The 26,271-nt window shown below is 61.5% G+C and carries 24 protein-coding genes; 7 read left to right on the top strand and 17 right to left on the bottom strand.

All coding sequences use genetic code 11. The features are described from left to right. Positions 1 to 72 precede the first annotated feature (72 nt). Positions 73 to 783 (top strand): Bax inhibitor-1/YccA family protein, encoded by a 711-nt coding sequence (locus tag AC2CGQ_RS13160; RefSeq protein WP_004939761.1) that lies wholly within the window; start codon positions 73 to 75, stop codon positions 781 to 783. Between the two features lie 70 nt (positions 784 to 853). Here AC2CGQ_RS13160 and AC2CGQ_RS13155 read toward each other — a convergent pair whose 3' ends face one another. Genes AC2CGQ_RS13155 through AC2CGQ_RS13135 form a run of 5 tightly spaced genes read right to left on the bottom strand, consistent with a single transcriptional unit; the run spans position 854 to position 6,572 of the window. After that, positions 854 to 1,960, bottom strand: a complete 1,107-nt coding sequence (locus AC2CGQ_RS13155; RefSeq protein ID WP_076740464.1) for an ABC transporter permease — start codon at positions 1,958 to 1,960, stop codon at positions 854 to 856. Positions 1,961 to 1,972: 12 nt separating this feature from the next. After that, positions 1,973 to 3,127 (bottom strand): ABC transporter permease, encoded by a 1,155-nt coding sequence (locus AC2CGQ_RS13150; protein ID WP_004939756.1) that lies wholly within the window; start codon positions 3,125 to 3,127, stop codon positions 1,973 to 1,975. Next, complete coding sequence (locus AC2CGQ_RS13145) at positions 3,124 to 4,860, bottom strand: ATP-binding cassette domain-containing protein (protein ID WP_076740463.1); 1,737 nt, start codon at positions 4,858 to 4,860, stop codon at positions 3,124 to 3,126. Before AC2CGQ_RS13145 ends, AC2CGQ_RS13150 begins: the two co-directional genes overlap by 4 nt. An 8-nt stretch (positions 4,861 to 4,868) precedes the next feature. Further along, complete coding sequence (gene hlyD / locus AC2CGQ_RS13140; RefSeq protein WP_076740462.1) at positions 4,869 to 5,855, bottom strand: secretion protein HlyD; 987 nt, start codon at positions 5,853 to 5,855, stop codon at positions 4,869 to 4,871. 18 nt (positions 5,856 to 5,873) lie between these two features. Continuing rightward, entirely contained in the window at positions 5,874 to 6,572 is a 699-nt protein-coding gene (locus AC2CGQ_RS13135) for a CerR family C-terminal domain-containing protein (RefSeq protein ID WP_021503995.1), read from the bottom strand. Positions 6,573 to 6,869: 297 nt separating this feature from the next. On the opposite strand from AC2CGQ_RS13135, the gene rhlE reads away from it, so the two are divergent. The 3 genes from rhlE (at position 6,870) to dusC (ending at position 10,339) form a co-directional block, all read left to right on the top strand. Continuing rightward, positions 6,870 to 8,249, top strand: a complete 1,380-nt coding sequence (rhlE, locus tag AC2CGQ_RS13130) for an ATP-dependent RNA helicase RhlE (RefSeq protein WP_076740461.1) — start codon at positions 6,870 to 6,872, stop codon at positions 8,247 to 8,249. A 113-nt stretch (positions 8,250 to 8,362) separates the two neighbouring features. After that, a complete protein-coding gene (locus AC2CGQ_RS13125) occupies positions 8,363 to 9,322 on the top strand; it encodes a D-2-hydroxyacid dehydrogenase family protein (protein ID WP_015377025.1) in 960 nt (319 codons plus the stop codon). Between the two features lie 84 nt (positions 9,323 to 9,406). Beyond that, positions 9,407 to 10,339 (top strand): tRNA dihydrouridine(16) synthase DusC, encoded by a 933-nt coding sequence (dusC, locus tag AC2CGQ_RS13120; RefSeq protein ID WP_004939740.1) that lies wholly within the window; start codon positions 9,407 to 9,409, stop codon positions 10,337 to 10,339. Between the two features lie 41 nt (positions 10,340 to 10,380). Here dusC and AC2CGQ_RS13115 read toward each other — a convergent pair whose 3' ends face one another. From AC2CGQ_RS13115 to AC2CGQ_RS13080, 8 genes are all read right to left on the bottom strand, one after another. After that, complete coding sequence (locus AC2CGQ_RS13115; RefSeq protein ID WP_015377027.1) at positions 10,381 to 10,647, bottom strand: hypothetical protein; 267 nt, start codon at positions 10,645 to 10,647, stop codon at positions 10,381 to 10,383. 246 nt (positions 10,648 to 10,893) lie between these two features. Beyond that, complete coding sequence (fbpC, locus tag AC2CGQ_RS13110; protein ID WP_015377028.1) at positions 10,894 to 11,940, bottom strand: ferric ABC transporter ATP-binding protein; 1,047 nt, start codon at positions 11,938 to 11,940, stop codon at positions 10,894 to 10,896. A gap of 11 nt (positions 11,941 to 11,951) precedes the next feature. Next, a complete protein-coding gene (locus AC2CGQ_RS13105) occupies positions 11,952 to 14,030 on the bottom strand; it encodes an ABC transporter permease (protein ID WP_015377029.1) in 2,079 nt (692 codons plus the stop codon). Between the two features lie 67 nt (positions 14,031 to 14,097). Next, a complete protein-coding gene (locus tag AC2CGQ_RS13100; RefSeq protein ID WP_311266166.1) occupies positions 14,098 to 15,129 on the bottom strand; it encodes an ABC transporter substrate-binding protein in 1,032 nt (343 codons plus the stop codon). Continuing rightward, a complete protein-coding gene (uhpC, locus tag AC2CGQ_RS13095; RefSeq protein ID WP_255448225.1) occupies positions 15,126 to 16,448 on the bottom strand; it encodes an MFS transporter family glucose-6-phosphate receptor UhpC in 1,323 nt (440 codons plus the stop codon). Before uhpC ends, AC2CGQ_RS13100 begins: the two co-directional genes overlap by 4 nt. A gap of 66 nt (positions 16,449 to 16,514) precedes the next feature. Then, on the bottom strand, positions 16,515 to 18,056 hold the full coding sequence (locus AC2CGQ_RS13090; protein WP_484593702.1) for an MASE1 domain-containing sensor histidine kinase: 1,542 nt from the start codon (positions 18,054 to 18,056) through the stop codon (positions 16,515 to 16,517). Continuing rightward, positions 18,056 to 18,685, bottom strand: coding sequence for a response regulator (locus tag AC2CGQ_RS13085; RefSeq protein ID WP_484593701.1), 630 nt, complete (start codon positions 18,683 to 18,685; stop codon positions 18,056 to 18,058). Before AC2CGQ_RS13085 ends, AC2CGQ_RS13090 begins: the two co-directional genes overlap by 1 nt. A gap of 123 nt (positions 18,686 to 18,808) precedes the next feature. Beyond that, positions 18,809 to 19,573, bottom strand: a complete 765-nt coding sequence (locus AC2CGQ_RS13080; RefSeq protein ID WP_197763667.1) for an arylamine N-acetyltransferase — start codon at positions 19,571 to 19,573, stop codon at positions 18,809 to 18,811. Between the two features lie 158 nt (positions 19,574 to 19,731). Between AC2CGQ_RS13080 and AC2CGQ_RS13075 the strand changes: the two genes are divergently transcribed. Beyond that, entirely contained in the window at positions 19,732 to 20,352 is a 621-nt protein-coding gene (locus AC2CGQ_RS13075; RefSeq protein ID WP_021503991.1) for an HD domain-containing protein, read from the top strand. On the opposite strand, the gene AC2CGQ_RS13070 is transcribed toward AC2CGQ_RS13075, so the two are convergent. From AC2CGQ_RS13070 to pyk, 3 genes are read right to left on the bottom strand one after another with little or no spacing between them, the layout of a single operon-like run. Continuing rightward, the gene (locus tag AC2CGQ_RS13070; RefSeq protein WP_015377036.1) at positions 20,312 to 21,244 is read right to left on the bottom strand and encodes an AEC family transporter; all 933 of its coding nucleotides are present in this window, start codon (positions 21,242 to 21,244) and stop codon (positions 20,312 to 20,314) included. The two genes, AC2CGQ_RS13075 and AC2CGQ_RS13070, sit on opposite strands and share 41 nt — an antisense overlap. Positions 21,245 to 21,251: 7 nt before the next feature. Then, the gene (locus tag AC2CGQ_RS13065; RefSeq protein WP_156865299.1) at positions 21,252 to 21,986 is read right to left on the bottom strand and encodes a TSUP family transporter; all 735 of its coding nucleotides are present in this window, start codon (positions 21,984 to 21,986) and stop codon (positions 21,252 to 21,254) included. Beyond that, positions 21,986 to 23,419: a pyruvate kinase gene (gene pyk, locus AC2CGQ_RS13060; protein ID WP_484593700.1), complete on the bottom strand. Its 1,434-nt coding sequence runs from the start codon at positions 23,417 to 23,419 to the stop codon at positions 21,986 to 21,988. Before pyk ends, AC2CGQ_RS13065 begins: the two co-directional genes overlap by 1 nt. Before the next feature lie 304 nt (positions 23,420 to 23,723). Here pyk and AC2CGQ_RS13055 point away from each other — a divergent pair, with 304 nt between their 5' ends. Next, a complete protein-coding gene (locus AC2CGQ_RS13055) occupies positions 23,724 to 24,476 on the top strand; it encodes an SDR family NAD(P)-dependent oxidoreductase (RefSeq protein ID WP_021503990.1) in 753 nt (250 codons plus the stop codon). Here the strand turns inward: AC2CGQ_RS13055 and AC2CGQ_RS13050 are convergent. Then, positions 24,461 to 25,357, bottom strand: coding sequence for a LysR substrate-binding domain-containing protein (locus tag AC2CGQ_RS13050; RefSeq protein WP_076740460.1), 897 nt, complete (start codon positions 25,355 to 25,357; stop codon positions 24,461 to 24,463). The genes AC2CGQ_RS13055 and AC2CGQ_RS13050 overlap by 16 nt on opposite strands. Before the next feature lie 117 nt (positions 25,358 to 25,474). Between AC2CGQ_RS13050 and AC2CGQ_RS13045 the strand changes: the two genes are divergently transcribed. After that, positions 25,475 to 26,254 carry a HalD/BesD family halogenase gene (locus AC2CGQ_RS13045; RefSeq protein WP_015377040.1) on the top strand — a complete coding sequence of 260 codons (780 nt, stop codon included), beginning with the start codon at positions 25,475 to 25,477 and terminating at the stop codon, positions 26,252 to 26,254. Positions 26,255 to 26,271 lie beyond the last annotated feature (17 nt).

Genomic DNA, 26,271 nt, shown 5'->3' with positions numbered 1-26,271 from the left:
GTACGCTTATAGCAGGCGAAGCCCCGTTCGCGGGGCTTCGGAATCTTGTTTACAACGCAAAAGGTAACCGTCATGGACCGATATCCACGCTCTAATGGTTCAATCGTCGAACGTGCCAACAGCGGCATTCAGGCCTACATGGCGCAGGTTTACGGCTGGATGACCTGCGGTCTGCTGCTGACGGCGTTCGTTTCCTGGTATGCGGCCAATACGCCCGCGATCCTCAACTTCATCTTCTCCAGCCAGATCACCTTCTTCGGTCTGATCATCGCCCAGTTGGCGCTGGTGTTCGTGATTTCCGGCATGGTCAACCGCCTGAGCGGCGCGGTGGCCACCTCGCTGTTCATGCTCTACTCGGCGCTGACCGGGTTGACGCTGTCGAGCATCTTCATCGCTTATACCTACAGCTCGATCGCCAGCACCTTCGTGGTCACCGCCGGCATGTTCGGCGCCATGAGCCTGTACGGCTACACCACCAAGCGCGATCTGAGCGGCTTTGGCAGCATGCTGTTCATGGCATTGATCGGCATCGTGCTGGCCTCGTTGGTGAACATCTGGCTGAAAAGCACCGCGCTGATGTGGGCGATTACCTACATTGGGGTGGTGGTGTTCGTCGGTCTGACCGCGTACGACACGCAAAAACTCAAGGCGATGGGCGAGCAGCTGAACGCCGATGATAAAGACGGCTTCCGCAAGTACGCCATCGTCGGCGCGCTGACGCTGTATCTCGACTTTATCAACCTGTTCCTGATGTTGCTGCGCATCTTCGGCAACCGCCGCTAAATCCGTCGTCTTTCAAGCCTTAGGGTATCTGGCGATCAAAAAGCTCTGCATGTGATATGCAGAGCTTTTTTTATGCGATCTTGCGGCGGAACAGCGCGTAGGCGGCGCTGCCGGTGGTGGCGGTGATCACCAGCAGCGGCCACAGGCTGCGCCAGATGATGCTGAAGCTGGCGTCCTTCAGGTAGATCTGCTTGGTGATGTCGGTGAAGTGGCGTATCGGGTTCACCCAGGTCAGATCCTGCAGCCACACCGGCATATTCTCCACCGGCGAGACGTAACCCGAGAGCAGGATCGCCGGCATCATGAACACGAACACGCCGATAAACGCCTGCTGCTGAGTGGCGCACAGCGACGAGATCAGCAGGCCGAAACCGACCAGCGACAGCCCGTAGAGCAGCATGGTGGCATAGAACAGCAACAGCGATCCGGCGAACGGGATCTGGTACAGGAAGATGCCGATCAACAGCACGATGCTGGACTGGAAGCTGGCGACGATCAGCGCCGGCACCGCCTTGCCGATAAAGATCTGCCAGGTGGTGAGCGGCGAGACCAGCAGCTGTTCCAGCGTGCCCTGTTCGCGTTCGCGCGCCACCGACAGCGAGGTGACGATCAGCACGCCGATGGTGGTGATCATGGCGATCAGCGACGGTACCACAAACCATTTGTAGTCCAGATTCGGGTTATACCAGTTGCGCACCACCAGTTCGCTGTTGTTGGGTTTGGCGCGGTTGCCGAGCAGCTCGTTCTGATATTCCTGCACGATCTGCTGCACGTAGTTGGCGGCGATCTGTGCGCTGTTGGAGTTGCGCCCGTCGAGCAGCAGCTGCAGCGGCGCGGTGTGGCCGGCGGCGATATCGCGCGAGAACTGCGCCGGGAAGCGGATCAGCAGCAGCGCCCGCTGGTTGTCGATGGTGGTCTTTATCTCCTGAGGATTGAGCAGCAGCAGCACATGGGAGAAGGCTTTGGCCTTGGCGAAGCGTTGGGTCAGCTCCACCGAGGCCTGGCCGCTGTCCTCGCTGTAGACCGCGATGGTGGCGTTGGTGACTTCCAGCGTCGCGGCGAACGGGAACAGCAGCACCTGCAGGATCACCGGCATGATCAGGATGGCGCGGGTTTGCGGATCGCGCAGCAGCGCCTGCATTTCCTTGATGATAAGCGTCAACAGACGGTGAAACATCGCTCTTTCTCCTTAATCCAGCCGGCGCTGGGTTTTCCAGGCCGTCAGGCCGATGAACACCACGGCGGAAGCGATCAGGAACAGCAGATTGATCGCCAGCACGGTGCCGACGTTGCCCGCCAGGAACAGCGTTTGCAGCGTGCTGACGAAGTAACGCGCCGGAATGATGTAGGTCACCGCGCGCACGATGGCCGGCATGCTGTCGATCTGGAAAATGAAGCCGGACAGCATGATCGACGGCAGAAAGGCGGCGTTCAGCGCCACCATCGCCGCGTTGAACTGGTTGCGGGTGAGGGTGGAGATCAGCAGGCCCATGCCGAGGGTGCTGGCGAGGAACAGGCTGCTGATCAGCAGCAGGATCGGCAGCGAACCGCGATAGGGCACGCCGAGCACCCACACCGCCACCGCCATGCACAGCGCCATGGCGATCATGCCGAGGAAGTAATAGGGGATCAGCTTGGAGAGCAGCAGCTCGCTGCGCGTCACCTGGGTGGACAGCAGAGCCTCCATGGTGCCGCGCTCCCATTCGCGGGCGATCACCAGCGAGGTGAGAATGGCGCCGATCACCGTCATGATGATGGTGATGGCGCCGGGAATGATGTAGTGCCGGCTGATGGCCGCCGGGTTGAACCAGTAGCGCATCTGCACGTCAATCAGCGGCTGGTCGCTGCTCCCCCGATCGGCGGCGCGTTGCTGTTGCCAAACTTGCCATACGCCCTGGGCATAGCCCTGCACGAAGTTGGCGGTGTTCGGCTCGCTGCCGTCGGTGATCACCTGGATAGGGGCGCTGTCGTGCGGGCGCGCCATGCGCTGGTCGAAATCCACCGGGATCACCACCAGGCCGCGGATCGTGCCGGCCTGCATCTGCTGGATCAGCTGCTGGCGGTTATCGCTGATGGTCGGTTCGATATAGGGCGAACCGGCGAAGGCGTGGGCCAAATCGCGCGCGTCTTCGCTCTGTTGTTCCATCAGAATGCCCAGATGCAGCTTGCTGGAGTCCAGGTTGATGCCGTAGCCGAAGATAAACAGCAGCATCAGCGGGATGACGAAGGCGATCAGGCCGCTGCTGGGATCGCGCAGTATCTGCCGCGTCTCCTTCAGGCACAGCGCGCGCAGCCGGCGCCAGGAGAAGCCGCCGTCGTCGATTGGGGGTCGGTTATCGCTCACCGCGTTTCCTCCTCGTCGTAGCCCTGCACCAGCTCGATAAACGCCTGCTCCATCGAAGGGCTGGGATTGTCGTCGCGCGCCACCTGTTGTTTGAGATCGTCCGGCGTGCCGGCGGCGATGATCTTGCCGCGATACACCAGGCCGATGCGGTCGCAGTATTCCGCCTCGTCCATAAAGTGGGTGGTCACCATCACCGTGACGCCCTTGTCGACCATGCCGTTGATGTGCAGCCAGAACTCGCGCCGCGTCAGCGGATCGACGCCGGAAGTCGGTTCGTCGAGGAACAGAATATCCGGTTCGTGCATCAGCGCGCAGGCCAGCGCCAGGCGCTGTTTGAAGCCGAGCGGCAGCGCGTCCGGCGTCTGATCGAGGATCGGCGCGAAGTTGAAGGCGCGCGACATTTCGTCGATTTTGTCGCGCTGCGCCTTGCCGCTCAGGCCGTAGACACCGGAGAAGAACTTCAGGTTCTGCGCCACCGTCAGGTTGCCGTACAGCGAGAATTTTTGCGCCATGTAGCCGAGGCGTTGGCGCGCCTTGCCGGAACTGGTCTTCAGATCCATCCCCAGCACCAGCGCCTTGCCGCCGGACGGCACTAGCAGGCCGCACATCATTTTGAAGGTGGTGGACTTGCCGGCGCCGTTCGGGCCGAGCAGGCCGAAGATTTCTCCGCGCCGCACCTGAAAGTCGACGTGATCGGTGGCGGCGAAGTCGCCGAATTTTTTGGTCAGCTGCACCGCTTCGATCACCGTTTCGCCGCTTTCACCGTTGACGGTCGGCATGATCTCCGCCAGCGCCGAGCGATGGTTGGGGCCGCCGCCGAGCAGATCGATAAACGCATCCTCGAAGCGCGGATCCGCCTCGTCGAGTTCGGCGTCCGGCAGATCCAGCGCCTGCAGCAGCTGCCGGTGATCTTCGCCTTCTTTCAGGATCAGGCGCAGGTACTTGCCCTGGATCACGCCGTCGGTGACCGCCGGCAGGCAGATCGCCCGCTGCAGCAACGATCGATGGCTGCCTGGCGGCGCGGCGATCAACACCGTGCGCCCGGCCATGCGCTGGGTCAGATCCTGCGGCGCGCCGCTGAACAGCAGCTCACCCTCGTTGAGCAACAGTACTTCGCGGCACTGCTCGGCCTCGTCGAGATAAGAGGTACTCCACAGGATCAACATGCCGTCATTGGCCAGCTCGTGCACCATGCGCCACAGCTCGCGGCGCGAGATCGGATCGACGCCGACGCCCGGCTCATCCAGCAGCAGCACCTGGGGTTCGCCCACCAGCGTGCAGGCCAGTCCCAGTTTTTGCTTCATGCCGCCGGACAGCTTGCCCGCCAGGCGCTCGGTGAAACGCGTCAGATCGGTAAATTTCAATAGCCGTTCGAAGGTCTGGCGCCGCAGATCGCCGGTAACGCCGCGCAGATCGGCGTACAGCGTCAGGTTCTCCATCACCGTCAGATCCTCATACAGCCCGAACTTCTGCGGCATGTAGCCGAGGATCGCGTGCAGTTGACGATCCTGCTCGATCGGATCCAGCCCGGCGACCCGCAGCTTGCCGCTGCTGGGCTGCAGCAGCCCGGCCAGCATGCGCAGCAGGGTGGTTTTGCCGGCGCCGTCCGGCCCGACCAGCCCGATGACCGCGCCGCTGCGCAGGGTGGTGGTCAGGCTGGCGACCGCCGGTTTCTCAAGCGACGGGAAGCGCTTTTCCAGCCCTTCCAACTCGATGGTGTGCGCCTGTTCCATGGCCGGCCTCAGGGTTTGGTGAAGCGCAGGGTGACCGGCATGCCCTGACGCAGCGCGTCGTCGGCGTCGGTGACGATCACCCGCAGGCGATACACCAGATCGGTGCGCAGATCCGGTGTTTCAACGCTTTTCGGCGTGAATTCCGCGGTCGGCGAGACGAAACCGATCTTGCCGTGGTAAGGCTTGCCGGGGCGGCCGTCGGTGTAAATTTCCAGCTCGGTGCCGGGCACCGCCTGGTTCAGGCTGGTCTCGTTGACGTAGGCGCGCACCCACACCGGCCGGGTCAGCGACAGGGTGAACACCGTGCCGCCGGCGCCGAGCATGGTGCCCGGCTCTACCGCGCGGGTCAGCACCGTGCCGGCGGACGGGGAGACCAGCGTGGCGTCTTGCAGGTTCAATTGCGCCTGCGCCAACGCCGCTTCGCTTTGCGCCACCTCGGCCTTGGCCTGTTCAATCTCTTGCGGGCGATTGCCGCTGCGGTATTGCGACAGCTTGTCCTTCGCCGCTTGCAAATTGGCCTGCGCCTGATTGCGGGCGGTGCGCGCATCCTCCAGCGCGTCGGCGGACGTGGCGTTTTTCGCCCACAGCCCTTGCTGGCGCTTCAGGAAGCTGTCGGCGTAGGCGAAGGCGGACTGGCGCTGCGCCATTTCTGACTGCACCTGGGCGATCTCTTCGGTGCGATAGCCGGCCTGAAGCAGCGACAGTTTGGCACGCGCGCTGCCGACGTTGGCCTCGGCCTGCTGCAGCGCGTTGCGATAGGGGGCATCGTCCAGTTTGCCGAGCAGCTGGCCCGGCTGAACGGTATCGCCTTCATCCACCGTCAGCGACGCCAGGCGGCCGTCGACGCGGAAGCCGAGGTTGACCGTGCGGATATCGACGTTGCCGTACAGCGTCAGCGGCTTATCCTGCTGCTGTTGGTAATGCCAGACCGCGTAAGCGGCGGCCGCGATCAGCAGAATTAACAACACGACCAAGGCACTGCGTTTTTTGTTCATAACACTCCCTGCCTGAATTTACGCGCCGTGACGTTGGCGCAGCCCAATAACCAAAATCTCGATATGCTCGCTCAGCACCGCCGCGATCTGCGCAGCTTCACTTTCACCAATCTCTTGCCAGCCGGCCTGACGGCGGATGGTCTCTCGCGCTACGCGGAACGACAGCACCTCGCCGATCAGCGCGTGGGTATGCAGCACCAGGCGAGTGGCGTGCTCGTCAATGCCGGTGGCGGCCGACAGCAGGCGGCACAGCCGCTCGTGCATCGGCGCGATCACCTGGCGGTGGATCAGCGGATAGGCCTCGGTCGGGGCGAGCTGTTCGCGCGACATGATTTTGCTCAGGTTCAGCGTGTGCGGCTGGGTCATCAGCTCGCTGAAGGCCAGCAGGCCGCGCTGCAGCAAGCGTAGCGCCGCGTCGGGTGAGCGTTGTTCGGGCGCTTCTTGCCCAAAGCGATCGACCTCTTCGGCCAACGGGGCGAACGCCTGCTGGATGAAATCGGCGAGCGACTGCGCTACGGCCAGATACAGCCCCTCTTTGGAGCTGAAGTAGTAGGTGATGGCGGCGATGTTCTGGCCGGCGCGCTGGGCGATATCGCGCGTGGTGGCGCCCTGCAGGCCGAATTCGCCGAACAGTTCGGTCGCCGCGGCGAGCAGTTGCCGGCGCGTTTGCTCGCCGCGCGCCCGGCCGGCGGCCTGATGAGGTACGGAAGCTGGCATGGGTCACGCTCGAAGTTAATCAATCATATGATTAACTTTATGCCAGATTGTCTAAAACGCAACCGCTAACCACAATGAGTTATGTGATCGGCTTCAGACAATGCTGAATTTACGGCAGATTGTGCTCTGGGTGCGTAAAAGTGCTTTTTATTGCGCGACTTCTGTTACAATCGCCGCCTGGTGCACTGCAGTTTGTGCCAATCCCTCGTGGTCATGCTTAATGCCCCGTCTGATCATCCTCCCAGGAAACTGCACCGAACACCGTTAGGTTAGGGGGGATCTGGAGTTTTTCTCTTTATGTCATTTGAAACCCTCGGCTTAAGTGCTGAAATTGTGCGCGCTGTTGAAGAACAGGGCTATCGTGAACCGACGCCAATCCAGCGTCAGGCTATCCCTGTCGTGCTTGAAGGTCGTGACCTGATGGCCAGCGCCCAGACCGGCACCGGTAAAACCGCCGGTTTTACCCTGCCGCTGTTGCAGCTGCTGAGCAAGCATGACCATCCGGTCAAGGGCCGTCGCCCGGTGCGCGCGCTGATCCTGACGCCAACCCGTGAGCTGGCGGCGCAGATCGGCGAAAACGTCGATGCCTACAGCAAACACCTGCGCCTGCGTTCGCTGGTGGTGTTTGGCGGCGTGAGCATCAACCCGCAGATGATGAAGCTGCGCGGCGGCGTCGATATCCTGGTGGCGACGCCGGGCCGTCTGCTGGATCTGGAGCATCAGAACGCGGTTGACCTGTCCAAAATCGAAATTCTGGTGCTGGATGAAGCGGACCGCATGCTGGACATGGGCTTTATCCACGACATTCGCCGCGTGCTGGCCAAGCTGCCGGCCAAGCGCCAGAACCTGCTGTTCTCCGCGACCTTCTCCGACGACATCAAGGCGCTGGCCAACAAGCTGCTGCATAACCCGGCCTCGGTGGAAGTGGCGCGCCGCAACACCGCGTCCGAGCAGATTGAGCAGAGCGTGCACTTCGTCGACAAGAAGCGTAAGCGGGAACTGCTGTCGCAGATGATCGGCGAAGGCGACTGGAAACAGGTGCTGGTGTTTACCCGCACCAAGCACGGCGCCAACCACCTGGCGGAACAGCTGAACAAAGACGGCATCACCGCCGCGGCGATCCACGGTAACAAGAGCCAGGGCGCCCGTACCCGCGCGCTGGCCGATTTCAAAGACGGCCGCATCCGCGTGCTGGTGGCGACCGACATCGCGGCGCGCGGTCTGGATATCGACCAGCTGCCGCACGTGGTGAACTACGAGCTGCCTAACGTGCCGGAAGACTATGTGCACCGTATCGGCCGTACCGGCCGCGCGGAGCGTACCGGTGAGGCTATCTCGCTGGTGTGCGTGGATGAGCACAAGCTGCTGCGCGACATCGAGCGTCTGCTGAAGCGTGAAATTCCGCGCATTGCGCTGCCGGGCTACGAGCCGGATCCGACCATCAAGGCCGAGCCGATCATCAACGGCCGTCAGGGTGGCGGGCGCGGCGCGCCGCGCGGCAACGGCGGCGGCCAGCGTTCCGGTAACGGCGGCGGTCAGCGCAGCGGTAACGCGAACGGCGGCCAGCGTGAAAACCGTGGCAACGCTAACGGTAACGCCCGCCCGCAGGGTGATGGCCAGCGTCGTTCCGGTGCGCCGTCTTCGCGCCGCCCGCGCAGCCGCAAACCGGCCGAATAAGCCTGATTGCTCAAAGAGTAAGCCGCCGATACGGGCGGCTTTTTTTTTGCCTGGCGGAACGGCATTTTCGTACTAGGCTGGACGGTGGCTAAACCTAATTCCAGGAGACGGAGATGAAATTGAAGTGCGCAATTCTCGATGATTACCAACAGGTGGCGCTCAAGATGGCGGACTGGTCGGCGCTGGCCGATCGGGTGGAGGTGTCGGCCATCAGCGCGCACTTTACCGATGAAGCGGAGCTGGCGGTGCATCTGCAGGAGTGCGACATTCTGGTCATCATGCGCGAGCGCACGCCGATGACCGCCTCGCTGCTGGCTCGGCTGCCGAAGCTGAAGCTGCTGATCACCTCCGGCATGCGCAACGCCGCTATCGATCTGGCCGCCGCCGCCGAGCGCGGCGTGGTGGTGTGCGGCACCGCCAGCGGCTCGGCCGCGCCGATGGAACTGACCTGGGCGCTGCTGCTCGGGCTGGCGAAGCATATCGTGCCGGAAAGCGTCGGGCTGCAAAACAATGGCCCGTGGCAGCTGGGCTTAGGCGTCACGCTGCAGGGCAAGACGCTGGGGTTGCTGGGGCTGGGCAAGATCGGCGGCCAGATGGCCCGGGTGGCGCAGGCGTTCGGCATGCGGGTGCTGGCCTGGAGCCAGAACCTGACGGCGGAACGGGCGGCGCAGGAGGGCGCTGAGCTGGCGCCGTCCAAGCGGGCGCTGTTTGAGCAGAGCGACTTTGTCTCCATTCACCTGGTGCTGAGCGATCGCAGCCGCGGGTTGGTGGGGCGTGATGAATTGGCGGCGATGAAGCCCACCGCGTACCTGATCAATACCTCGCGCGCGGGCATCGTCGATCGGGCGGCGTTGGTGGACGTCCTGCAACAGCGTAAGATCGCCGGCGCCGGGCTGGACGTGTTCGAGACGGAGCCGCTGCCGGCCGACGACGTGTTTCGCCAGCTGCCCAACGTGCTGGCGACGCCGCATGTGGGTTATGTGGCGGACGACAATTACCGCGCCTACTTCACCGAGGCGGTCGAGGACATTGCGGCGTTCCTTGCCGGCCAACCGATCCGCCGGCTGGGCTGACGGCATTTTTAATGCCCGCTGAGGCTTGTCTGGCGCGGGCATTCACCCGTATCATTGCGGGTCTTTTTTTAGCTGGGATTGGTCATGCGCGTATTATTGGCTCCGATGGAGGGCGTTCTCGATTCTTTGGTGCGTGAGTTACTCACCGAAGTGAACGACTACGATCTGTGCATCACCGAATTTTTGCGCGTGGTCGATCAGCTGCTGCCGGCCAAGTCGTTCTACCGGCTGTGCCCGGAGCTGCGTCACGCCAGCCGCACGCCGTCGGGCACGCTGGTGCGGGTACAGCTGCTGGGGCAGTATCCGCAGTGGCTGGCGGAAAACGCCGCGCGTGCGGTGGAATTGGGCTCTTACGGCGTCGATCTCAACTGCGGCTGCCCGTCCAAGCTGGTGAACGGCAGCGGCGGCGGGGCGACGCTGCTCAAAGATCCGGAATTGATCTATCAGGGCGCCAAAGCGATGCGCGCGGCGGTGCCGGCCCATCTGCCGGTCACGGTGAAGGTGCGCCTGGGCTGGGACTCCTCCAATCGCAGCTTTGAAATCGCCGATGCGGTACAGCAGGCGGGCGCCAGTGAGCTGACGGTGCACGGCCGCACCAAAGAGGACGGCTACAAGGCGGATCGCATCAACTGGGCGGCGATCGGCGAGATCCGTCAGCGGCTGAGCATCCCGGTTGTCGCCAACGGCGAGATCTGGGATCACCAGAGCGCGCAGGATTGCCTGCAGGCGACCGGCTGCGACGCCATCATGCTGGGGCGCGGCGCGCTCAACGTGCCGAACCTGAGCCGGGTGGTGAAATATAACGAACCGCGCATGCCCTGGCCGCAGGTGGTTGAGCTGCTGCAAAAATACGTCCATCTGGAAAAGCAGGGCGACACCGGTCTGTATCACGTGGCGCGCATTAAACAGTGGCTGGGTTATTTGCGTAAAGAATATGATGAAGCGACTGAACTGTTCAGCGAAATACGCGCGCTGACGACGTCCGGGGATATTGCGCGCGTCATCTGCCGCAGCTGAAAATAAACCCGCGCGCAGCGGGTTTATTTAAATCGGCATTATCAGGCGGCTTTATCAAGACGGTTTAATTCTATCTCGATATCCTGAATGGTTTTTTCCAGTCCTTCCAGACAGGCGCCCTGTTTATTCAACAGGTCGTTAATGGCTTCGGCGAATACCTTATTTTTGCATTCCCCCTGATCGAAGGCCAGCCAGTGTGCGGAGAGCGTCTCGATATTCGACTGTGCGTAGTGGCGCATTTCCTTCAGCTGGGAAGCGACGTTGCGTAAATTATCCAGCTGCGCCTGTGCATTTGCATTGTTGCTCATGAATTTCTCCTTGAGTTGGCCGTTAAATAATTTCGACTGCGGGACTAAGCTTACCCTATCCAAATAAAAATATCACCCTCGGTGGTCTGGGTGGTTATTTTTGAGTGGGTGTGGCTATATTTATTGTTCGGCTGAACAAGGACTTGGGTGGAATTGTAAAAATAGATAAATACGGTGTTTTTGGCGATTATTTTCGGCCATCCCATACGGGATGACCGTTATTCTAACGCTTAAGAGTGATGCTTATTATGCCGCGTCCGCCAGCATAAACATGCCGTAGGGGTGAATTTCCAGATAATACTGCTCGCCGACGTTCGGTTGCAGGCGGGTGGCGTTAACCTGCAGCAAAATTTGCTGCCCGTGCCACGCCACCGTTACCTCATACTGCGGCCCCATGTAGGCGACATGTTCGATCACGCAGCGCTGGCTTTCATCGCCATGCTCGCTCAGCGTGATCGCCTCCGGGCGCACGCCCACCGTGCCGGCGCCCTGGGCGGCAAAGTGCGCGGGGCGCGGCAGACGATAGCCGCTGATATCGACATGGTCGGCGCTGAAGCTGGCCGGGAACAGGTTGGCGTCCCCCATAAAGCTCGCCATAAAGCGCGAGGCGGGCTGCCGATAGAGATCCTGCGGCGAGCCCATCTGCATGATATGCCCTTTATTCATCACCAGTACGGTGTCGGAGACCGCAAAAGCCTCGCTCTGATCGTGGGTGACGTACAGCGACGTGATATCAAACTGCTTTTGCAGCTCGCGGATCTTTTCACGCATGCTGCGGCGCAGGTTGGCGTCGAGGTTGCTCAACGGCTCGTCGAACAGCAGCACTTTCGGCTTGAGGATCAGCGCGCGCGCCAGGGCCACGCGCTGCTGTTGGCCGCCGGAGATCTGATCGACATAGCGATCGTCAAACCCCGCCAGATCTACCATCGCCAGCGCTTCCTGCACGCGCGCTTTCACTTCGGCGCGCGGGATGCCGAGCATCTTCAGGCCATAGCCGACGTTTTCCCCCAGTGACATATGCGGGAACAGGGCATAAGACTGGAACACCATGCAGATATCACGCTGCTGGATGGAACGATGGGTAACGTCTTCACCATCAATGAATATCTGCCCGTCGCTCGGCTTTTCCAGCCCGGCGACCAGGCGCAAAATGGTGGTTTTGCCGCAGCCGGAAGGGCCGAGCAGCGTCACCATTTGCCCCCGCGGGATGGTGAGCGTGATGTTATCGATTACCGTGTTGTTGCCGAACCGTTTGGAGACGTTGCGCAGTTCAACGAAATTTTTCTGGCTCATCATGGGCTCCATTACGCCTGGTTTTTGGCTTTTGAACGGGAGATGCGTGCCTCGCCGATCAGCCAGTCAAAGAGGAAAATAATCGCCAGCATCACCACGATCAGAATTGAACCGTAGGCGATCGCCACGCCGTATTCGCCGTCTTCCACGCGGTTGAGGATGTAGGCGGTGGCCACGCGGGTATCGGGCGTCACCAGGAAGACGATGGCGCTGACGGTAGTGATGGCGCGCACGAAGCTGTAGATCAGCGCCGACAGGATCGCCGGGCGCAGCAGCGGCAGCAGAATGTGCGTGATGGTGCGCAGCGAGCCGGCGCGCAGGCTGAGCGAGGCTTCGTCCAGCGATTTGTCTATCTGGCCCAGCCCGGCGATCCCGGCGCGAATGCCCACCGGCACGTTGCGCATCACCATCGAGATAATCACGATGGCGGCCGTGCCGGTGAGGTACACCGGCGCGCCGTTAAAGGCGAGAATGTAAGAGACGCCCGCCACGGTGCCCGGCACCGCAAAGCACAGCATGGTGGTGAACTCGATGGTCTTTTTGCCCTTGAACTGCTGGCGCACCACGATCCAGGCGATCAGCAGGCCGAACGCGGCGGTGATCGGCGCGGCGATCCCGGCGTACAGCAGCGTATCGAGCAGCGAAGGCCACGCGCCGTCGCTCATGCCCTGGCCGAACAGCTTGATGAAGTTATCCAGCGTCAGCGTGTAATCCACCCCCCAGTTGACGGTGAAGCTGCCGTAGAAAATGCTGCCGTAAAGCAGGGCGTTAAAGGCTACCCACACCGCCAGCAGCGCGATCACGCTCCATACCAGCGTGACCGGCAGCGGCTGTACGTCGCCGCGATAGGATTTGCCGGACACGGTGACGTAGGAACGCTTGCCGATCCACATATACTGGATGCAGAACACCAACAGCGAGAACAGCAGCAGGAAGGCGCCGAGGGTGCTGGCGGCCTGATAATCGAGCTGTGAACCGGTAATGTAGAAATAGATTTGCGTCGCCAGCACGTCGAAGTTGCCGCCGAGCACCAGCGGGTTGCTGAAGTCGGCCAGTGATTGCACCACCACGATCAGAAACGCGTTGGCCAGCGCCGGTTTCAGCAGCGGCACGAACACGCCGTTAAAGGTTTGCCAACGGCTGGCGCGCAGGGTGTAGGAGGCCTCTTCCAGCGAAGGATGAATGGTCTTGATCGCGCCGTCGAGGATCATGAACGCCATCGGGGTGAACGCCAGCACCTGCGCCAGCCAGATGCCGGTAAAGCCGTACAGCCAGTTGGTGTTGGTCAGGCCGAACCAGGCCACCATCCACTCGGTCACGTAGCCGGAGCGCCCCATCATCAGCGTGACGCCCAGGCCGACGACGAACGGCGGCGTGACGATGGGCAGGATGGAGAAGATGCGGCCGATAATGGCGCTGCGCTTGGCGATGCGGGTGGTGTAAATCGCCAGCACCAGGCCGAAGAAGGTGCAGCCGGCGCCTACCGCGATCGACAGGGCGATGGAGTTGAGGATCACCTGGACGATGTGCGCCTGCGACAGCACATTCATAAACGCCAGCGGCGCGAAAGCGCCCGTCTGGTCGGTGAACATCGGAATGAAAATCGCGATGCTCGGCCAGACGATGAAGACGCCGATCAGCGCCACGATGGTGACCAGCGCGCCGATAACGAAACGGTCGCCGCCCAGCCAGTCGAGGCGGGTCAGCGCCAACGTCATGATGGCGCCCAGCGCGGTCAACTGCACCAGGGTGGCGTAGCCTAAACCGCGCCCCGCCAGCGTGGCGCTGACGACGATAAAGGCCATGCACAGCAGCGCCCAGCCTGCGTCGAACGCGTGGCGCCGCCGCCGTTCACCGCCCGCCGCAGCGTAAGGGCGCAGCAGCAGCAGGCTCGGCAGCAGGCACCAAAGCCAGCTGATATTGCGATTTGACCAGCCGTAGGCCGCGAGGATCTCTTCGCCGGTGGACTCCAGCAGGCCGTAATCCAGGCTCCAGCTCGGCAGCAGGGCGAACGCCAGCCAGCCGAGCAAAACCCAAAGGAATATCGCATCTCGTTTTTTCACGAGATGGAGTGCATGTGTATGTGACATAAGTTTCCCGGATGTTCAGGCCGGGCAAACCGTGAGGCTTACCCGGCAACAGGCGCAGAATGTGGGCTTATTTACCCATCTTGACTTCGCTGACCCATTTGTTGATCAGCGCCTTGCGGACCTCGGTCGAGCCGTACTTGTCCATGTCGTAGTTGATCAGCTTCAGGTCGTCGAGCTTCAGCGAGTTCGGCGAGGTGTCGGCGGTGGTGTTGGTCAGGATCTGATAGGATTTGCCTTGCTTCCACGCCAGCTCCTGCGCCTCTTTCGACAGCACCCAATCCACGAACAGTTTGGCGTTGTCGAGGTTGCGTGCGCCTTTGAGGATGCTGACGCCGCCGATTTCATAGCCGGTGCCTTCGCAAGGCGAGATCAGCTCCAGCGGCGCGCCCTGTTCCTTTTCAAGCGAATAGTCATGCAGGAAACCGATGCCGATCGCCGTTTCACCGCGGGCGGCGTTGCGCGCCGGGGCAATGCCGGACTTGGTGTACTGCGAGACGTTGGCGTTCAGCTGCTTGAGGTAATCGAACGCCTGATCGTCTCCCCACAGCTGGGCAAAGGTCGCCAGCGCGGTGTAGGCGGTGCCGGAGCTTTGCGGATCGGCGATTTGAATCTCGCCTTTGTATTCCGGCTTGGTCAGGTCTTTCCAGCATTTTGGCACCGGCAGGTTTTTCTCTTTCAGGCGCTGGGTATTGACGCCAAAGCCGAGAATGCCGACGTAGACCGCCGAGGAGTAGTTGCCTTTCAGCTTGGCCGGATCGCGGAATTGCGTCATCACCTGGTCGAGGTTCGGCGATTTGTACGGCTGCAGCAGCCCCATTTCACCGGCCTGGGATTGCGGATCGAGCGTGCCGCCGTACCAGACGTCCGCCTGCGGGTTCTTCTTCTCGGCATCCACTTTCGCCAGCGTGCTGCCGGAGCCGTTGCGGATGAACGAGGTTTTCACGTCATATTTCTCGCCGAAGGCTTTGGTTTCCGCTTCGCACATTTCATTGGTGGCGCTGCAGTAGACCACCAGGCGGCCCTTGGCGTGCGCGCCGCCGCTCAGAGTCGCCAGCGCGATGCCGGACGCTATCAGGGTAGTGACCCACGTTTTTTTCATTGTTTTATCCTTCTCTCGGTAGAGGTGGTAACGCTCGCCATCAGCAGCGGCATCAGCAATAAACCCATAAGAACGGCGGCGATGGACAGCAAACTGAACATGCCCGACCAACCGTAGCCTTCGATGACCCGCGACAGCGGCCAGCCCGCCAGCGCCGCCCCCAGGTAGGCGAACAGGCCGAGAAAGCCGGTGATGGAGCCCGCGGCGCCTTTGTGCCCGCATTCCACGGCGGCGAGGCCAATCAACATCTGTGGGCCGAAGACAAAAAAGCCCACCGTAAAGAAACAGCCCGCCAGCAGCGCGTAGTGATGCACCGGCGCCAGCCACAGCGCGGCGACGGAAACCATCAGCCCGAGCGTGAACAGCAAAATCATCGGCGCGCGCTGCCCGCCGAACAGCACATCCGAGCCCCAGCCGGCGAACAGCGCGCCGAGCAGGCCGCCTATCTCGAACAGCATCACCGTCGCGTTGGCGCTGAGCAGGTTGACGCCGTGGCTTTCCGTCAACCACAGATTGCCCCAGTCGTTCAAGGCGATGCGGATCAGGTAGACCAGCACGTAAGAGACGCCCAGCAGCCAGATCATCGGGTTCTTCAGCATCGTGGTGCGCAACATCCGCCACAGCCCCATCGGCGGGCTTTGCTGTTCCTGGCGCAGCTCCAGCGGATCGTGACGCCATCGGCCGACCGACGGCAGGCCTTCTTCCTGCGGCGTGCCTGTCAGCCGCCGCGTGAGCCAGAGGCCCAACACCATGCTGACGGCCCCCGGGATCAACATCGCCGCCTGCCAGCCCCAGCGCTGGGCGGCGAAGGCGCTGATCAGCGGCACGATCGCGCCGCCGAGGTTGATCGACATATTCCAGCAGCCCCACCAGAAGCCGCGCTCGTTGCGCGAATACCAGTGGGTCAGCAGCCGCGCGCAGGGCGGCCAGCCCCAGCCCTGAAAGAAGCCGTTCAGCGCCCAGACCGCCAACAGCAGCGTCAGCGATTCGCCGAAGGCGAACGCCACGTTCAGCACGCCGGTGGCGAACAGGCCGATCCCCATAAACCTGCGCTGCCCGTGGCCGTCGTGCCACAATCCGGCGCTGAATTTCGACAGGCCGTAGCTCAGATAAAACAGCGAGCCGAGCAGGCCGATGTCCCCTTTATCCAGCCCCAAATCCATTTGCAGCGCCGGCAGCACGTAATTCACGCTTTTGCGCGTCAGGTAAAAGGCGGCGTAGCCGATGACCATGTACAGCAGCAGTCGCGGGCGCAGCGCGCGGTAACGATGATCGATTTCAGATGCCGAGCGTGTCTGCATAGCCGTCTCCCTGGTGATGACTATAAGAAGGTGAAAGGGAAAGGGGATGAGAGAAAGTCCGGACTGGCTAAGACTTTTTCCTAGTTAGTCGGCGGTTTGTTGCAAATTTGTGGGCAGGTTAACAATTACCCGCGTGCCGCGCTGTGTGTCCAGCGTCAGTTCGCCGCCGAGCGCGCTGACCCGTTCGCGCATCCCCTGAATGCCGAGGCCGGGCGCCTTGTCCGCCCGGATGCCGATGCCGTTGTCCCGCACCTCGAGGTGCAAAAGTGCCCCCTGTTGATACAAAACGATGGCGACTTCGCTGGCTTCGGCGTGTTTGCACACGTTGTTGAGCAGCTCTTGCAGCAGTCGGTAGAGGGTAAAGCGCACCGTCTCGCCGGCGGGCGTGTTGATGAGCCGGTAGTCGAAACGGCAACGGATGCCCCGTTCGCTGAAGGCGAATTCATTCAGCAGGTGGTGAAGCGCGTCTTTGAACGCCAGCTCGTCCAGCGCGGGCGGGCGCAGCTGGCGCAGCAGCTGGCGCGTGGAGTGATGTATGCGCCGGGCGAGATCGGCTATCTGGTTCGCGGCGGCCTGGGTTTGCGCCGGATCGCGCGCCCGTTTGACCAGCTGCGACTGAATTTGAATCGCGGTGATGTTCTGGCCGATTTCATCGTGCAGCTCGCGCGCCAGGTTCTTTCGCGTGTCTTCTTCGGTGTGGATCAGTTTTTCGGTCAACGCCCGCCGCGCCGCCAACTCTTCTTCCAGGCGTCGGCGATAGTGGTGCAGGTTTTGCGCCAGGTGCTGCTGACGGCTGATGGCGATGCCCAGACCGATGCCGAGCAGCGCCTGCGTCGCCAGAAAGATTTCCAGCTCGATCAGATTGCCGAACCCCACGCCGACCTGCCGCGCGAGGGTGATCATCATGCTGCCGAGCAGGCCGGACAGCACGCCGCCCTGCCAGCCGAACTTCCACGCCATCACCACGTTCGGCAAAAACACCACGATCAGCAGCAGGCGTTCGATTTCCGGCGACAGCACCATCTGGGTGCCGATGCCGATAACGAAAAACAGGCTGCACCAGATGATTAAGGACGCGCGCAGCGGCGGGTTGCTGGTGTCCAGCCCCAGCAGATGGTAGCGGTGCTGCTGGCGCAGAAATTCAAAAATCAGGTAGACGAACGGGGTCAGCAAGACGCCGCCGGTAAATGACGCCAGGCCGAGCAGCATCGCCGGGCTGTGCGCGAAAGGCGCAAGCAGGGCGGTATTGAGCAGCGAGGCGGCGGTCACTGCGGCCAGCAGCAGCGTCAGCCGCTGCCAGTAGAGTGGAAAACGGCGCCAGAATCGCTGTGCGAGCGCGGCCGGGAGCAGGGTGATGAACGGCGCGGCCAGCAGGCTGTAGCCGCTCAGCAGGCGTTCGCCGTGCAGCCAGAACAGCAGCAGCACCGGCGGTATTATCAGGGCGGGCCAATAGCGGCGCGCCAGCAGGATCAGCAGCGCGAGATAGACGCCGTGAGGCAGAAACAGCGCCGCCTGATTGCCGTTGTGGGTCAGGTAGAAACCGAGCGTCCACAGCATCAGCCAACCGCTGCCCCAGGCCAACAGGATAAACAGCGAGATAACCCAGGGCCGGAAGCGGGGCGACATCAATGCCCCGCCAGCAGCTGATGGTCGAGGGCGAAATGCACCAGTTCAATGGTGCTGCTGCACTGCAGCTTGCCCAGGACGTTGGCGCGATGCACGTGCACCGTTTTATGGCTGAGAGCGAGCTTGAAAGCGATCTCCTTTACGCTGTCGCCTTTGACCAGCAGATCGAAGATCTCGCGCTCGCGCGGGGTCAACGCCTCCAGCGCCGTGGTCGGCTGCTCGCCGCCGCGCAGCGCCCGCAGCGCGTCGGCGCACAGGTAATGGCCGCCCATATCGACGGAGCGCACCGCCTGCACCAGTTCTTCCGGCCCGCAGCGTTTGGTCAGATAGCCGCTGGCGCCGGCATCCAGCGCGCTCTGCACGAAGGTCGGGGTATCATAGATACTGAGGATGATCGCGCGAAACTGCGGCTTCTGCGCCCGCAGGCGTTTCAACAGGCTCAGGCCGTTTTCATCCGGCATGGCGATGTCCATCACCGCGACGCTGACGTCGTCGCGCAGCAATGCCGGCCAGGCCGCCGCCGCGCTGCTGTATTGCCCCACCACATCGAGATCGTCCTCGAGGCTGAGCAATTGCGCAAAGCCGGAGCGCACCACCACATGGTCATCCACCAGTATCACACGGATCATTTTTCGCACTCTGTTGCCGAATCATGGCCCTATGATGCCTGCCGCCGCGGTGCTGGCAATCAGCCAAGCGCGGTTATGCAATCGGTGTAACAGAATCGCAATAAAAGGGCGCCGCTGGCGCCGTCAACGCTCCAAATCGATGGCGAAATGCTGCCACAGTACGGCGCGCCGTTCCTCTTCCGAATGCAACGTCGTTTCGTGGCGCTGGTGATCTTCGGTCACGATCAGCTTCATGTCGCTGAGGGTCACCCGGCCGTGGTCCGTCGGCCGTGAACACACCAGGCGCTGGGTGAAGTGCGACTGCGGCGAGGTGCTGTGGAATCGGCACATCTCGTCGAACTCGTGCAACTCGCGCGGCTGAACGGTAAAGCGATACAGCGTTTTGGCATGCGAGCGTTGGTCGCCGTTGCGGCGCTCCAGCAGGTAATACTCGCCTTCCCGCTCCAGGTGGAAGGTGCCGCTGGCCTGCGGTTGCGGCTCGGCGACGACGATCTTCAGCGGCGTCAGGAAGGAATCGCCGAAACCGACATCCACCAGCCAGGCCTGCCCCGCCAGATCCACCCGCAGCGCCAGATGGTCGTAGGGCGGGCCGAAATGGCCGTCGCGCGTGCGGATCTCGCCGGAGATGAAGCTCACCTTGAAACCGATCTCCCGCAACAGCAGGGCGAACAGCGTGTTCAGCTCATAACAGAAACCGCCGCGGTTACGCTCGACCACCTTGCTGAACAGCGCCTCCGGCGCCAGCTGAATGCCCTGATGATAAATAATGCTCAGGTTCTCGAACGGTACGCTCAGCATGTGGCGATGGTGCAGCTGTTGCAACGTGGGGAGGTCAGGGCGGGCGGTGCCGGCAAAGCCGATATGCTGCAGGTAGCGTTGGGTATCCACAGGGTGTCTCGCATGAGAAAAAGTAGGCATAAAATAGCGGGCTTTGCGGCGTTTGTGAGCGCATTACGTGCTGCGTTGTTGGCATAACTCATAACCAAATCGACTCAGATGTCAGCATGGCTGCCGTTACACTGAATCGATATGGATAAGGAGAAAGTATGGATTTAACCTTGAAAGCGCAGCGATTTGCCAATGACGCTCACCATGCCTGCAATCAGCGGCGCAAGTTCACCGGAGAGCCGTATATCGTGCACCCCGCGGCGGTGGTGGATTTGCTGCAGCGGGCTGAGCCGACGCCAGAAATGGTCGCCGCTGCCTGGCTGCATGATACGGTAGAAGATACGGCGGTGACCCTGGCGGATATCCGGCGAGAATTCGGTCCGACGGTCGAGCGTTATGTGGAAATGTTGACCGACGTGCAGCCTCGCAGCTACGGCGGTGAGCGTCTGCACCGTAAAAATGCCAATCTGCAGCACAGCGCGCAGGCCTGTGCGGAAGCGCAGACCATCAAACTGTGCGACTTGATTGACAACAGCAAAAACATTACCGATTACGATGTCTCCTTTGCCCGTCACTATCTGGTGGAAATGGCGCGCTTATTGGCTGTTTTATCGGCGGGCGAGGCCGGCCTGTTGGCCTTGGCCCGCCGACAGTGTGCGGAAGCGATCGAGCGCATCAACGATCGTCATGGAGACGACGGCTGGTTCGACGCGTTGTGGCGGAAGTATGAGGCCCATCTTAAGCTGGATGAGCTGAAAACTGGGTCAGCAGCAAAATAACAGGAATGGTGACCGCCGCCAGCAACGTTTGGATCGTGATGATACCGGCCGACAAGCGATGATCGCCGCCCAGCAGTTTCGCCATGATGTAGGCGGAAGGTGTACAGGGTAAGGCGTTAAACAGGACGATAGTCGCCAGCACCGGGCCGGAGATGCCCAGGGTGATGCCGATTCCCAGCGTCAACAGCGGTACCAGCAGTAACTTGACGAAGGTCGATTGCAGTACGGGGCCCTGTGCCGTACGCGCCGCTTTGATATCCAGCCCCGCGCCGACCGCCAGCAACCCCAACGGCAGAGAGGCGCCGCCGAGAATGGTGAGAATGTTCTCCAGCGCCGTGCCGAGCGACCAGCCGCTGGCATTGAAGGCCAGACCGGCCAAGACCGAAAGGATCACTGGGTTTTTCCCCAGCGCTTTGGCGATCTGTCTGCCGCCGGGGCGGGAGCCCTGGCCGTAATGCATCAGTATGACAATCGAGGCCACGTTCAACAGCGGGATGGCGACGGCGATGCTGATTGAGGTCACCGTCAGGCCGGTGTGGCCGAAAGTCGCCGCCGCTGCGGCAACCCCGATGTAGGTATTGGGGCGCAGAGCGCCCTGTATGACGGAAGAGAAAACCGGCCCGGGCTGTTTTAGCCAGATTCGCCAGAGGTACAACGACAAGGCGCCGATCAACACGGCGCCCAGGACCGACAGGGCGATCGGCCGTACCGGAAACTGGCTCAGGTCGGCTTTGCCGACCTGAATAAACATCAGCGCCGGGAAGAGATAAAAGTAGTTCAGCTTCTCGCAGGGCAGCCAGAAAGCCCGATCGATCAGGTTTTTGTGCCGCAGAGTGAATCCCATGGCGATTAAAAATATCACCGGGATCAGAGAAAAGAGAGTCGTCGTCATGGGGAGCCTATAAATAGCCTTTAGTGAGAACGGCCACGCCATAGAAGGCAATAAAGCCGGTTACCATTTTTTCATAAACGGGAGCGCTGGCCCTCTTGAACAGCAGATTGCCGACGACCAGATACACCAGCAGAGCCAGCGGTGCCGCGGCGAAACCGTCGAGGTTCAGGGCTTGCCATTTAATGCAGGCCAGCGTGGCCAATTGGATTAAACCGAACATCAGGTAGTAACGGGAGACGGTGGTTCTTATCTCCAGTTTCTCGCGATGGCTGGCGGTAGCGTAGAGTGCCAGCAAGGCGCCACCCATGTTGGTGACGCCATGTATCAGGCCCATGACTGCGACATAAGCGCGCTGATGTTTGCCGAGATAATGCTTCACGGTTTCCTGCAGTGACAGACGAAAGCGCATCAAGGCGGAAAACAGCAGGATGGCGCCCACCAGCAGATCGACATTCATCTTCAGCGTCGAATGCAAGACCAGGCTCAGCGCCAGAATGACGAAAATGGCGCAAATCAGCATATTGACCTTTTCGCGAGCGGGAAAAGCAATTCGTCGGGCGCCAAGCGTCTGCGTCAGAGAGATCAGCACCGACGACGGCAGCAGCAGCCCAAGTACGGAGGAGAAATCAACGCCCAGCATTAATAGTGTCGGTGTACCGAATACCAAGATGCCCATGCCGAAAACCGATTGGATCACGGCAAATAGCGCAATCACCAGATAGAACAACGCATGATTATCCATCAGGCCACCTCTTCTTTCCGGTAGGGTTCCCGCGCCGCGTCAGATTGCAGGTAGGCATCGGCGCTGAGCGTGCGCAAGATATTCCCGCTGATATGCTGATTGTCTTGCTGGGCGCTGACCAGCAGCAAAACATCGTGCCGATTTATCAATCCATTGTCTGACAGGACATTCAGAGCCAAACGTTCGGTTTCCGGCTGTGTCAGATCGATCCGAGGCAATGTCAGGCCGGTGATGCCTGGCAGCATATTCCAGCTGCGCACCGTCGCCGCATCGTTGCCGAATGCGACGATCGGGAGGCCGATGTTGGCCATGGCGGCGATGCGCACGCTGTAACCTGTGCGAGAAAACACCACCACCCGGGAGATCGGCAAGGCGCGGATAAGGGCGCCGACAGCCTGTCGAATATCGTCAACCTGCGCAGGGGGGGATGAGTGGGGCGCATGCGCTAAATGCTGTTCCGCCTGATGGGCTACGCTGGCGATACGGGCAACGGCCTCCAGAGGATAGCGGCCTACGGCGGTTTCACCGGAGAGCATCACCGCCGCGGCGCCATCCAGCACCGCGTTGGTGATATCGCTGACCTCCGCTTTGGTTGGCAGCGGGTTCTCTATCATGCTGTGCAGCAATTCCGTCGCCACGATGGTGGGTTTGCCCGCATGGGAGGCGGCTCGGAGGATCTGTTTTTGGTAGAGAGAAACGCGGTCGATCGAGGTTTCCACCGCCAGATCGCCGCGATCGATCATGATAACGTCGGCGGCGGCGATGACTTCCTCCAGATGCTCTATGCCGCCGCTGTTTTCCACTTTCGCCACGATGCGGGGCGTATCGCCTCCGATCAGCGTTCTGATCGCGTTGATGTGTGCCGCGCTTTCGACGAAGCTTATGCCGATGTAGTCCACTTGATGCGCTTTGGCGAAGGCGATCATGTCGCGATCTTTCTCCGTTATCAGCGCCTGCCCGAGATCGATGCCAGGCACATTGATGCCTTTGCGGCTTTTCAGTTGGCCGTCCATGTCGGCCTGCAGGTAGATGTCCCGATCGACGATGTTAACGACCTGGAACGAGAGGGTGCCATCATCGGCGAAAACCTTATCACCCACCGTCAGCCGTTCATGCAACCGGCCGTACCCCACCGGGACTTTTTCCTCCCCGTTATGTGAGGTATCGGTCGTGAGGATCAGCGTTTGCCCTTTAGTGAATGAGGGTTCGTGTTTCAGTTGCAATGTGCGGATTTTTCTACCGGGAATGTCCAACAGCACCGGCGTATCCGGCAACGTTTTACGCAGCAGGGCGATGGTTTCCGCATGCCAGTCGAGCGTGTTGTGTGAACCGTTCAATCGGGCGACGGACATGCCGGCTTTTTCCAGCGCTGCCAACGTGTTGATGTGGCGAGAGGCGGGGCCGATGGTAGCGATAATGCGAGTCTTTGCCATGATAAATGCTCCGAAAAGTTAAGATGCATTTATCTATGACAGTTTTGTGACAGCGGGGAAAATAGGGGTTTAATCTAACTAATATATAAAAAGTTATAATGAGTTTTGGCGTCAGAGCGGGTGCGCCTTATACATTTAATGATGAAAATAAAATGGTTATACAATTTACTTCCATCGTATAGATAAAATATTGATAAGCATTACTCCTTTTATTCCTCGCCGTGTTGGGCATCACTGCTGCCGCAAACTGTCACTTGCCGGCGCTAGCCTGTCCCCCTGAGTTCAACGTTGCAGGAGAACGGCTATGCAAGATTTCAAACATCGGGTGGCGCTGGTGACCGGCGCGTCCACCGGCATTGGCGAAGCGATCGCCGCCGAGCTGTTTCGGCGCGGAGCCACGGTGGTGATGACCGGCCGCCACACAGCGCCTCTCACCGCCGCCGCCGCGCGGCTCGATCCCGACGGCCGGCGGGTGATGACGTTGCGGATGGACGTGCGCGACGCGCAGTCGGTGCAACAGGGGATTGAAGAGATCGTGCGGCGCTGCGGCGCGCTGCATCTGCTGGTCAACAACGCCGGGATCACCGGCCCGCACGAGGTGGATATCGATCGGTACGCGGTCGAAGATTGGCATGAGGTGATCGCCACCTGCCTGAGCGGCACGTTTTTCGGCATGAAGTACGGCCTGCCGGCGATCGTCGCCGGCGGCGGCGGGGCGGTGGTGAACCTCTCTTCCGCCAACGGCGTGGTGGGCATTGCCGGGATTGCGCCCTATACCGCCGCCAAGCATGGCGTGCTGGGCCTGACGCGCTCGGCGGCGCTGGAATTCGCTACGCGCGGCGTGCGCGTCAACGCCGTCGGGCCGGGTTATGTAGATACGCCGGCGATGGGGGAACTGCCGGCGTCGGCGCGGGCGCAGATGGCCGCTTCGCACCCGATGGGGAGAATGGCGACGCGGGAAGAAGTGGCGAAAACGGTGGCTTTCCTGCTTTCGGACGACAGCAGTTTCACCACCGGTGCATTTTACAGCATCGACGGCGGTTATACCGCCTGCTGAGCCAGCGCCTGCAGCCAACGGAGAAACGCCGCTGCGCCGGGTTTTTCCAGCGTGCGCGGCGGGTAAACCACGTAGTAGGGTTTGCTGAGCGGCAGCGCCGGTTCGGCCAGGGTGACCAGCCGGCCTTCCGCCAGTTCACCGGCGATCAGCCGCCGCTGGCCGAGCAGCACCCCGCGCCCTTGCACGGCGGCGTCGATGGCCAGCGAGGTCAGGTTATAGGTCAGCCCGCGCCGCGGCGGCGGCGACCGATCGGCGGCGGTGAACCACTCGTGCCAGCCCGGCAGAAACTGGCTCTCCTTGCCCCAGTCGACGTGGATCAGCGGCAGCTGCGTCCAGTCGCCGCGATCGCGCAGCGCCGGGCTGCATACCGGCTGCACCCGATCCTGAAACAGTTGCACCTTTTCCAGCAGCGGATAATCCTGATCGCCGAAGCACAGGGCGAAATCCGCCGCCGAATGGGCGAAATCGACCGCCGCATGGGTCGCGTGCAGCCGCAGATCGCCGTCGGGGCACTGCGCCAGCCAGTCGCCCAGCGCCGGGTTCAGCCATTTGGAGGCCAACGCCGGCAAGGTGAACACCGTCAGCGTCTGCTTGCCGCGCTGGCGTTCGACGTGTTGCTGCGCCACGCGCAGCGTTTCAAACGCCTCCTGAACATAGGCCAGGTAGTCCGCGCCCTGTTCGGTCAGCGTGACGCCGCTTTTGGCGCGAATGAACAATGTGATGCCCAGATGTTGTTCGAGCTGGCGGATCTGTTGGCTGACGGCGGCGGCGGTCAGCGCCAGCGCATCCGCTGCGCGGGCCAGGCTGCCGGTGCGAGCGGCGGTTTCGAACGCCAGAATGGCGCTCAGCTTGGGCAAGCGCGCACGGGACGGTGAGTGCATGAGCAGGGCTTATCGCTAAGAATTCGTTAGCTTATCCATAACGTATTTTTGTTATGGCGGCAATGCGGCATTCGCTACAGTGAGAGGCATCCGGCTTTCGCACACGAGGGGAACGTCATGCCGCCACTTGCCGATATTATCGATCTGTCCGCCCATCCCATCGATGACGCCGCGTTCCGCGCCCGCTGCCGACAAACGCTGGCGCGCGCCGGCGCGCTGGTGCTGCCGGGATTTCTGCGTGAAGCCGCGCTGGCGACGGTGCGGCTGGAGGGCGCTGAACAGCACCATGCGGCGTTTTACGCCACCAGCAAACACAACGTGTATCTACGGCCGCAGGACGACGCGCTGCCGGCCGATCACGCGCGCAACCGGCTGGTGGTGTCGTCCAAGGGGTGCATTACCGACGAGGATATTCCGCCGCAGTCGCCGCTGCGCGCGCTGTACGACGCCCCGGCGTTTCGCGCGTTCCTGTGTGCGGTGCTGGGCGAGGCGCAGCTCTACCCCTACGCCGATCGGCTGTCGTCGATCAATCTGCATTACGCCCATACCGGTCAGGAGCTGGGCTGGCATTTTGACAACTCCTCGTTCGCCATCACGCTGCTGATCCAGAAACCGCAGGCGGGCGGGCGCTTCGAATACGTGGAGAACCTGCGCGACGCCGATCGCGGCGAGATGAACTATGCCGGGGTCACGCAGGTGCTGGACGGCGAGCGGGCGGTCAAACGGCTGGCGATGGAGGAGGGGGATTTGGTGCTGTTTCGCGGGCGCAACGCCATGCACCGGGTGACGCCGACCGAAGGCGACACCACGCGCATGCTGGTGGTGTTGGCCTACAATGCGCAGCCGGACGTGATGCTGTCGGAAAGCGCCAGAATGACGTTCTACGGGCGGTTATAGCGGATAAAAAAAACCGC

The sequence above is a fragment of the Serratia sp. DFXYC6 genome, assembly GCF_057196085.1.
The sequence above is the reverse complement of the archived record's forward strand: the minus strand, read 5'-3'. Positions and strand labels throughout refer to the sequence as shown.

Coding starts and splice junctions, on each gene's coding strand:
- pyk (WP_484593700.1), bottom strand. CDS start 23,419: ATGGCAAAGACTCGCATTATCGCTACCATCGGCCCCGCCTCTCGCCAC.
- AC2CGQ_RS13160 (WP_004939761.1), top strand. CDS start 73: ATGGACCGATATCCACGCTCTAATGGTTCAATCGTCGAACGTGCCAAC.
- AC2CGQ_RS13135 (WP_021503995.1), bottom strand. CDS start 6,572: ATGCCAGCTTCCGTACCTCATCAGGCCGCCGGCCGGGCGCGCGGCGAG.
- AC2CGQ_RS13085 (WP_484593701.1), bottom strand. CDS start 18,685: ATGATCCGTGTGATACTGGTGGATGACCATGTGGTGGTGCGCTCCGGC.
- fbpC (WP_015377028.1), bottom strand. CDS start 11,940: ATGAGCCAGAAAAATTTCGTTGAACTGCGCAACGTCTCCAAACGGTTC.
- dusC (WP_004939740.1), top strand. CDS start 9,407: ATGCGCGTATTATTGGCTCCGATGGAGGGCGTTCTCGATTCTTTGGTG.
- rhlE (WP_076740461.1), top strand. CDS start 6,870: ATGTCATTTGAAACCCTCGGCTTAAGTGCTGAAATTGTGCGCGCTGTT.
- AC2CGQ_RS13100 (WP_311266166.1), bottom strand. CDS start 15,129: ATGAAAAAAACGTGGGTCACTACCCTGATAGCGTCCGGCATCGCGCTG.
- AC2CGQ_RS13050 (WP_076740460.1), bottom strand. CDS start 25,357: ATGCACTCACCGTCCCGTGCGCGCTTGCCCAAGCTGAGCGCCATTCTG.
- AC2CGQ_RS13045 (WP_015377040.1), top strand. CDS start 25,475: ATGCCGCCACTTGCCGATATTATCGATCTGTCCGCCCATCCCATCGAT.
- AC2CGQ_RS13115 (WP_015377027.1), bottom strand. CDS start 10,647: ATGAGCAACAATGCAAATGCACAGGCGCAGCTGGATAATTTACGCAAC.
- AC2CGQ_RS13145 (WP_076740463.1), bottom strand. CDS start 4,860: ATGGAACAGGCGCACACCATCGAGTTGGAAGGGCTGGAAAAGCGCTTC.
- AC2CGQ_RS13075 (WP_021503991.1), top strand. CDS start 19,732: ATGGATTTAACCTTGAAAGCGCAGCGATTTGCCAATGACGCTCACCAT.
- AC2CGQ_RS13090 (WP_484593702.1), bottom strand. CDS start 18,056: ATGTCGCCCCGCTTCCGGCCCTGGGTTATCTCGCTGTTTATCCTGTTG.
- AC2CGQ_RS13055 (WP_021503990.1), top strand. CDS start 23,724: ATGCAAGATTTCAAACATCGGGTGGCGCTGGTGACCGGCGCGTCCACC.
- AC2CGQ_RS13155 (WP_076740464.1), bottom strand. CDS start 1,960: ATGTTTCACCGTCTGTTGACGCTTATCATCAAGGAAATGCAGGCGCTG.
- AC2CGQ_RS13070 (WP_015377036.1), bottom strand. CDS start 21,244: ATGACGACGACTCTCTTTTCTCTGATCCCGGTGATATTTTTAATCGCC.
- hlyD (WP_076740462.1), bottom strand. CDS start 5,855: ATGAACAAAAAACGCAGTGCCTTGGTCGTGTTGTTAATTCTGCTGATC.
- AC2CGQ_RS13125 (WP_015377025.1), top strand. CDS start 8,363: ATGAAATTGAAGTGCGCAATTCTCGATGATTACCAACAGGTGGCGCTC.
- AC2CGQ_RS13065 (WP_156865299.1), bottom strand. CDS start 21,986: ATGGATAATCATGCGTTGTTCTATCTGGTGATTGCGCTATTTGCCGTG.
- AC2CGQ_RS13105 (WP_015377029.1), bottom strand. CDS start 14,030: ATGTCACATACACATGCACTCCATCTCGTGAAAAAACGAGATGCGATA.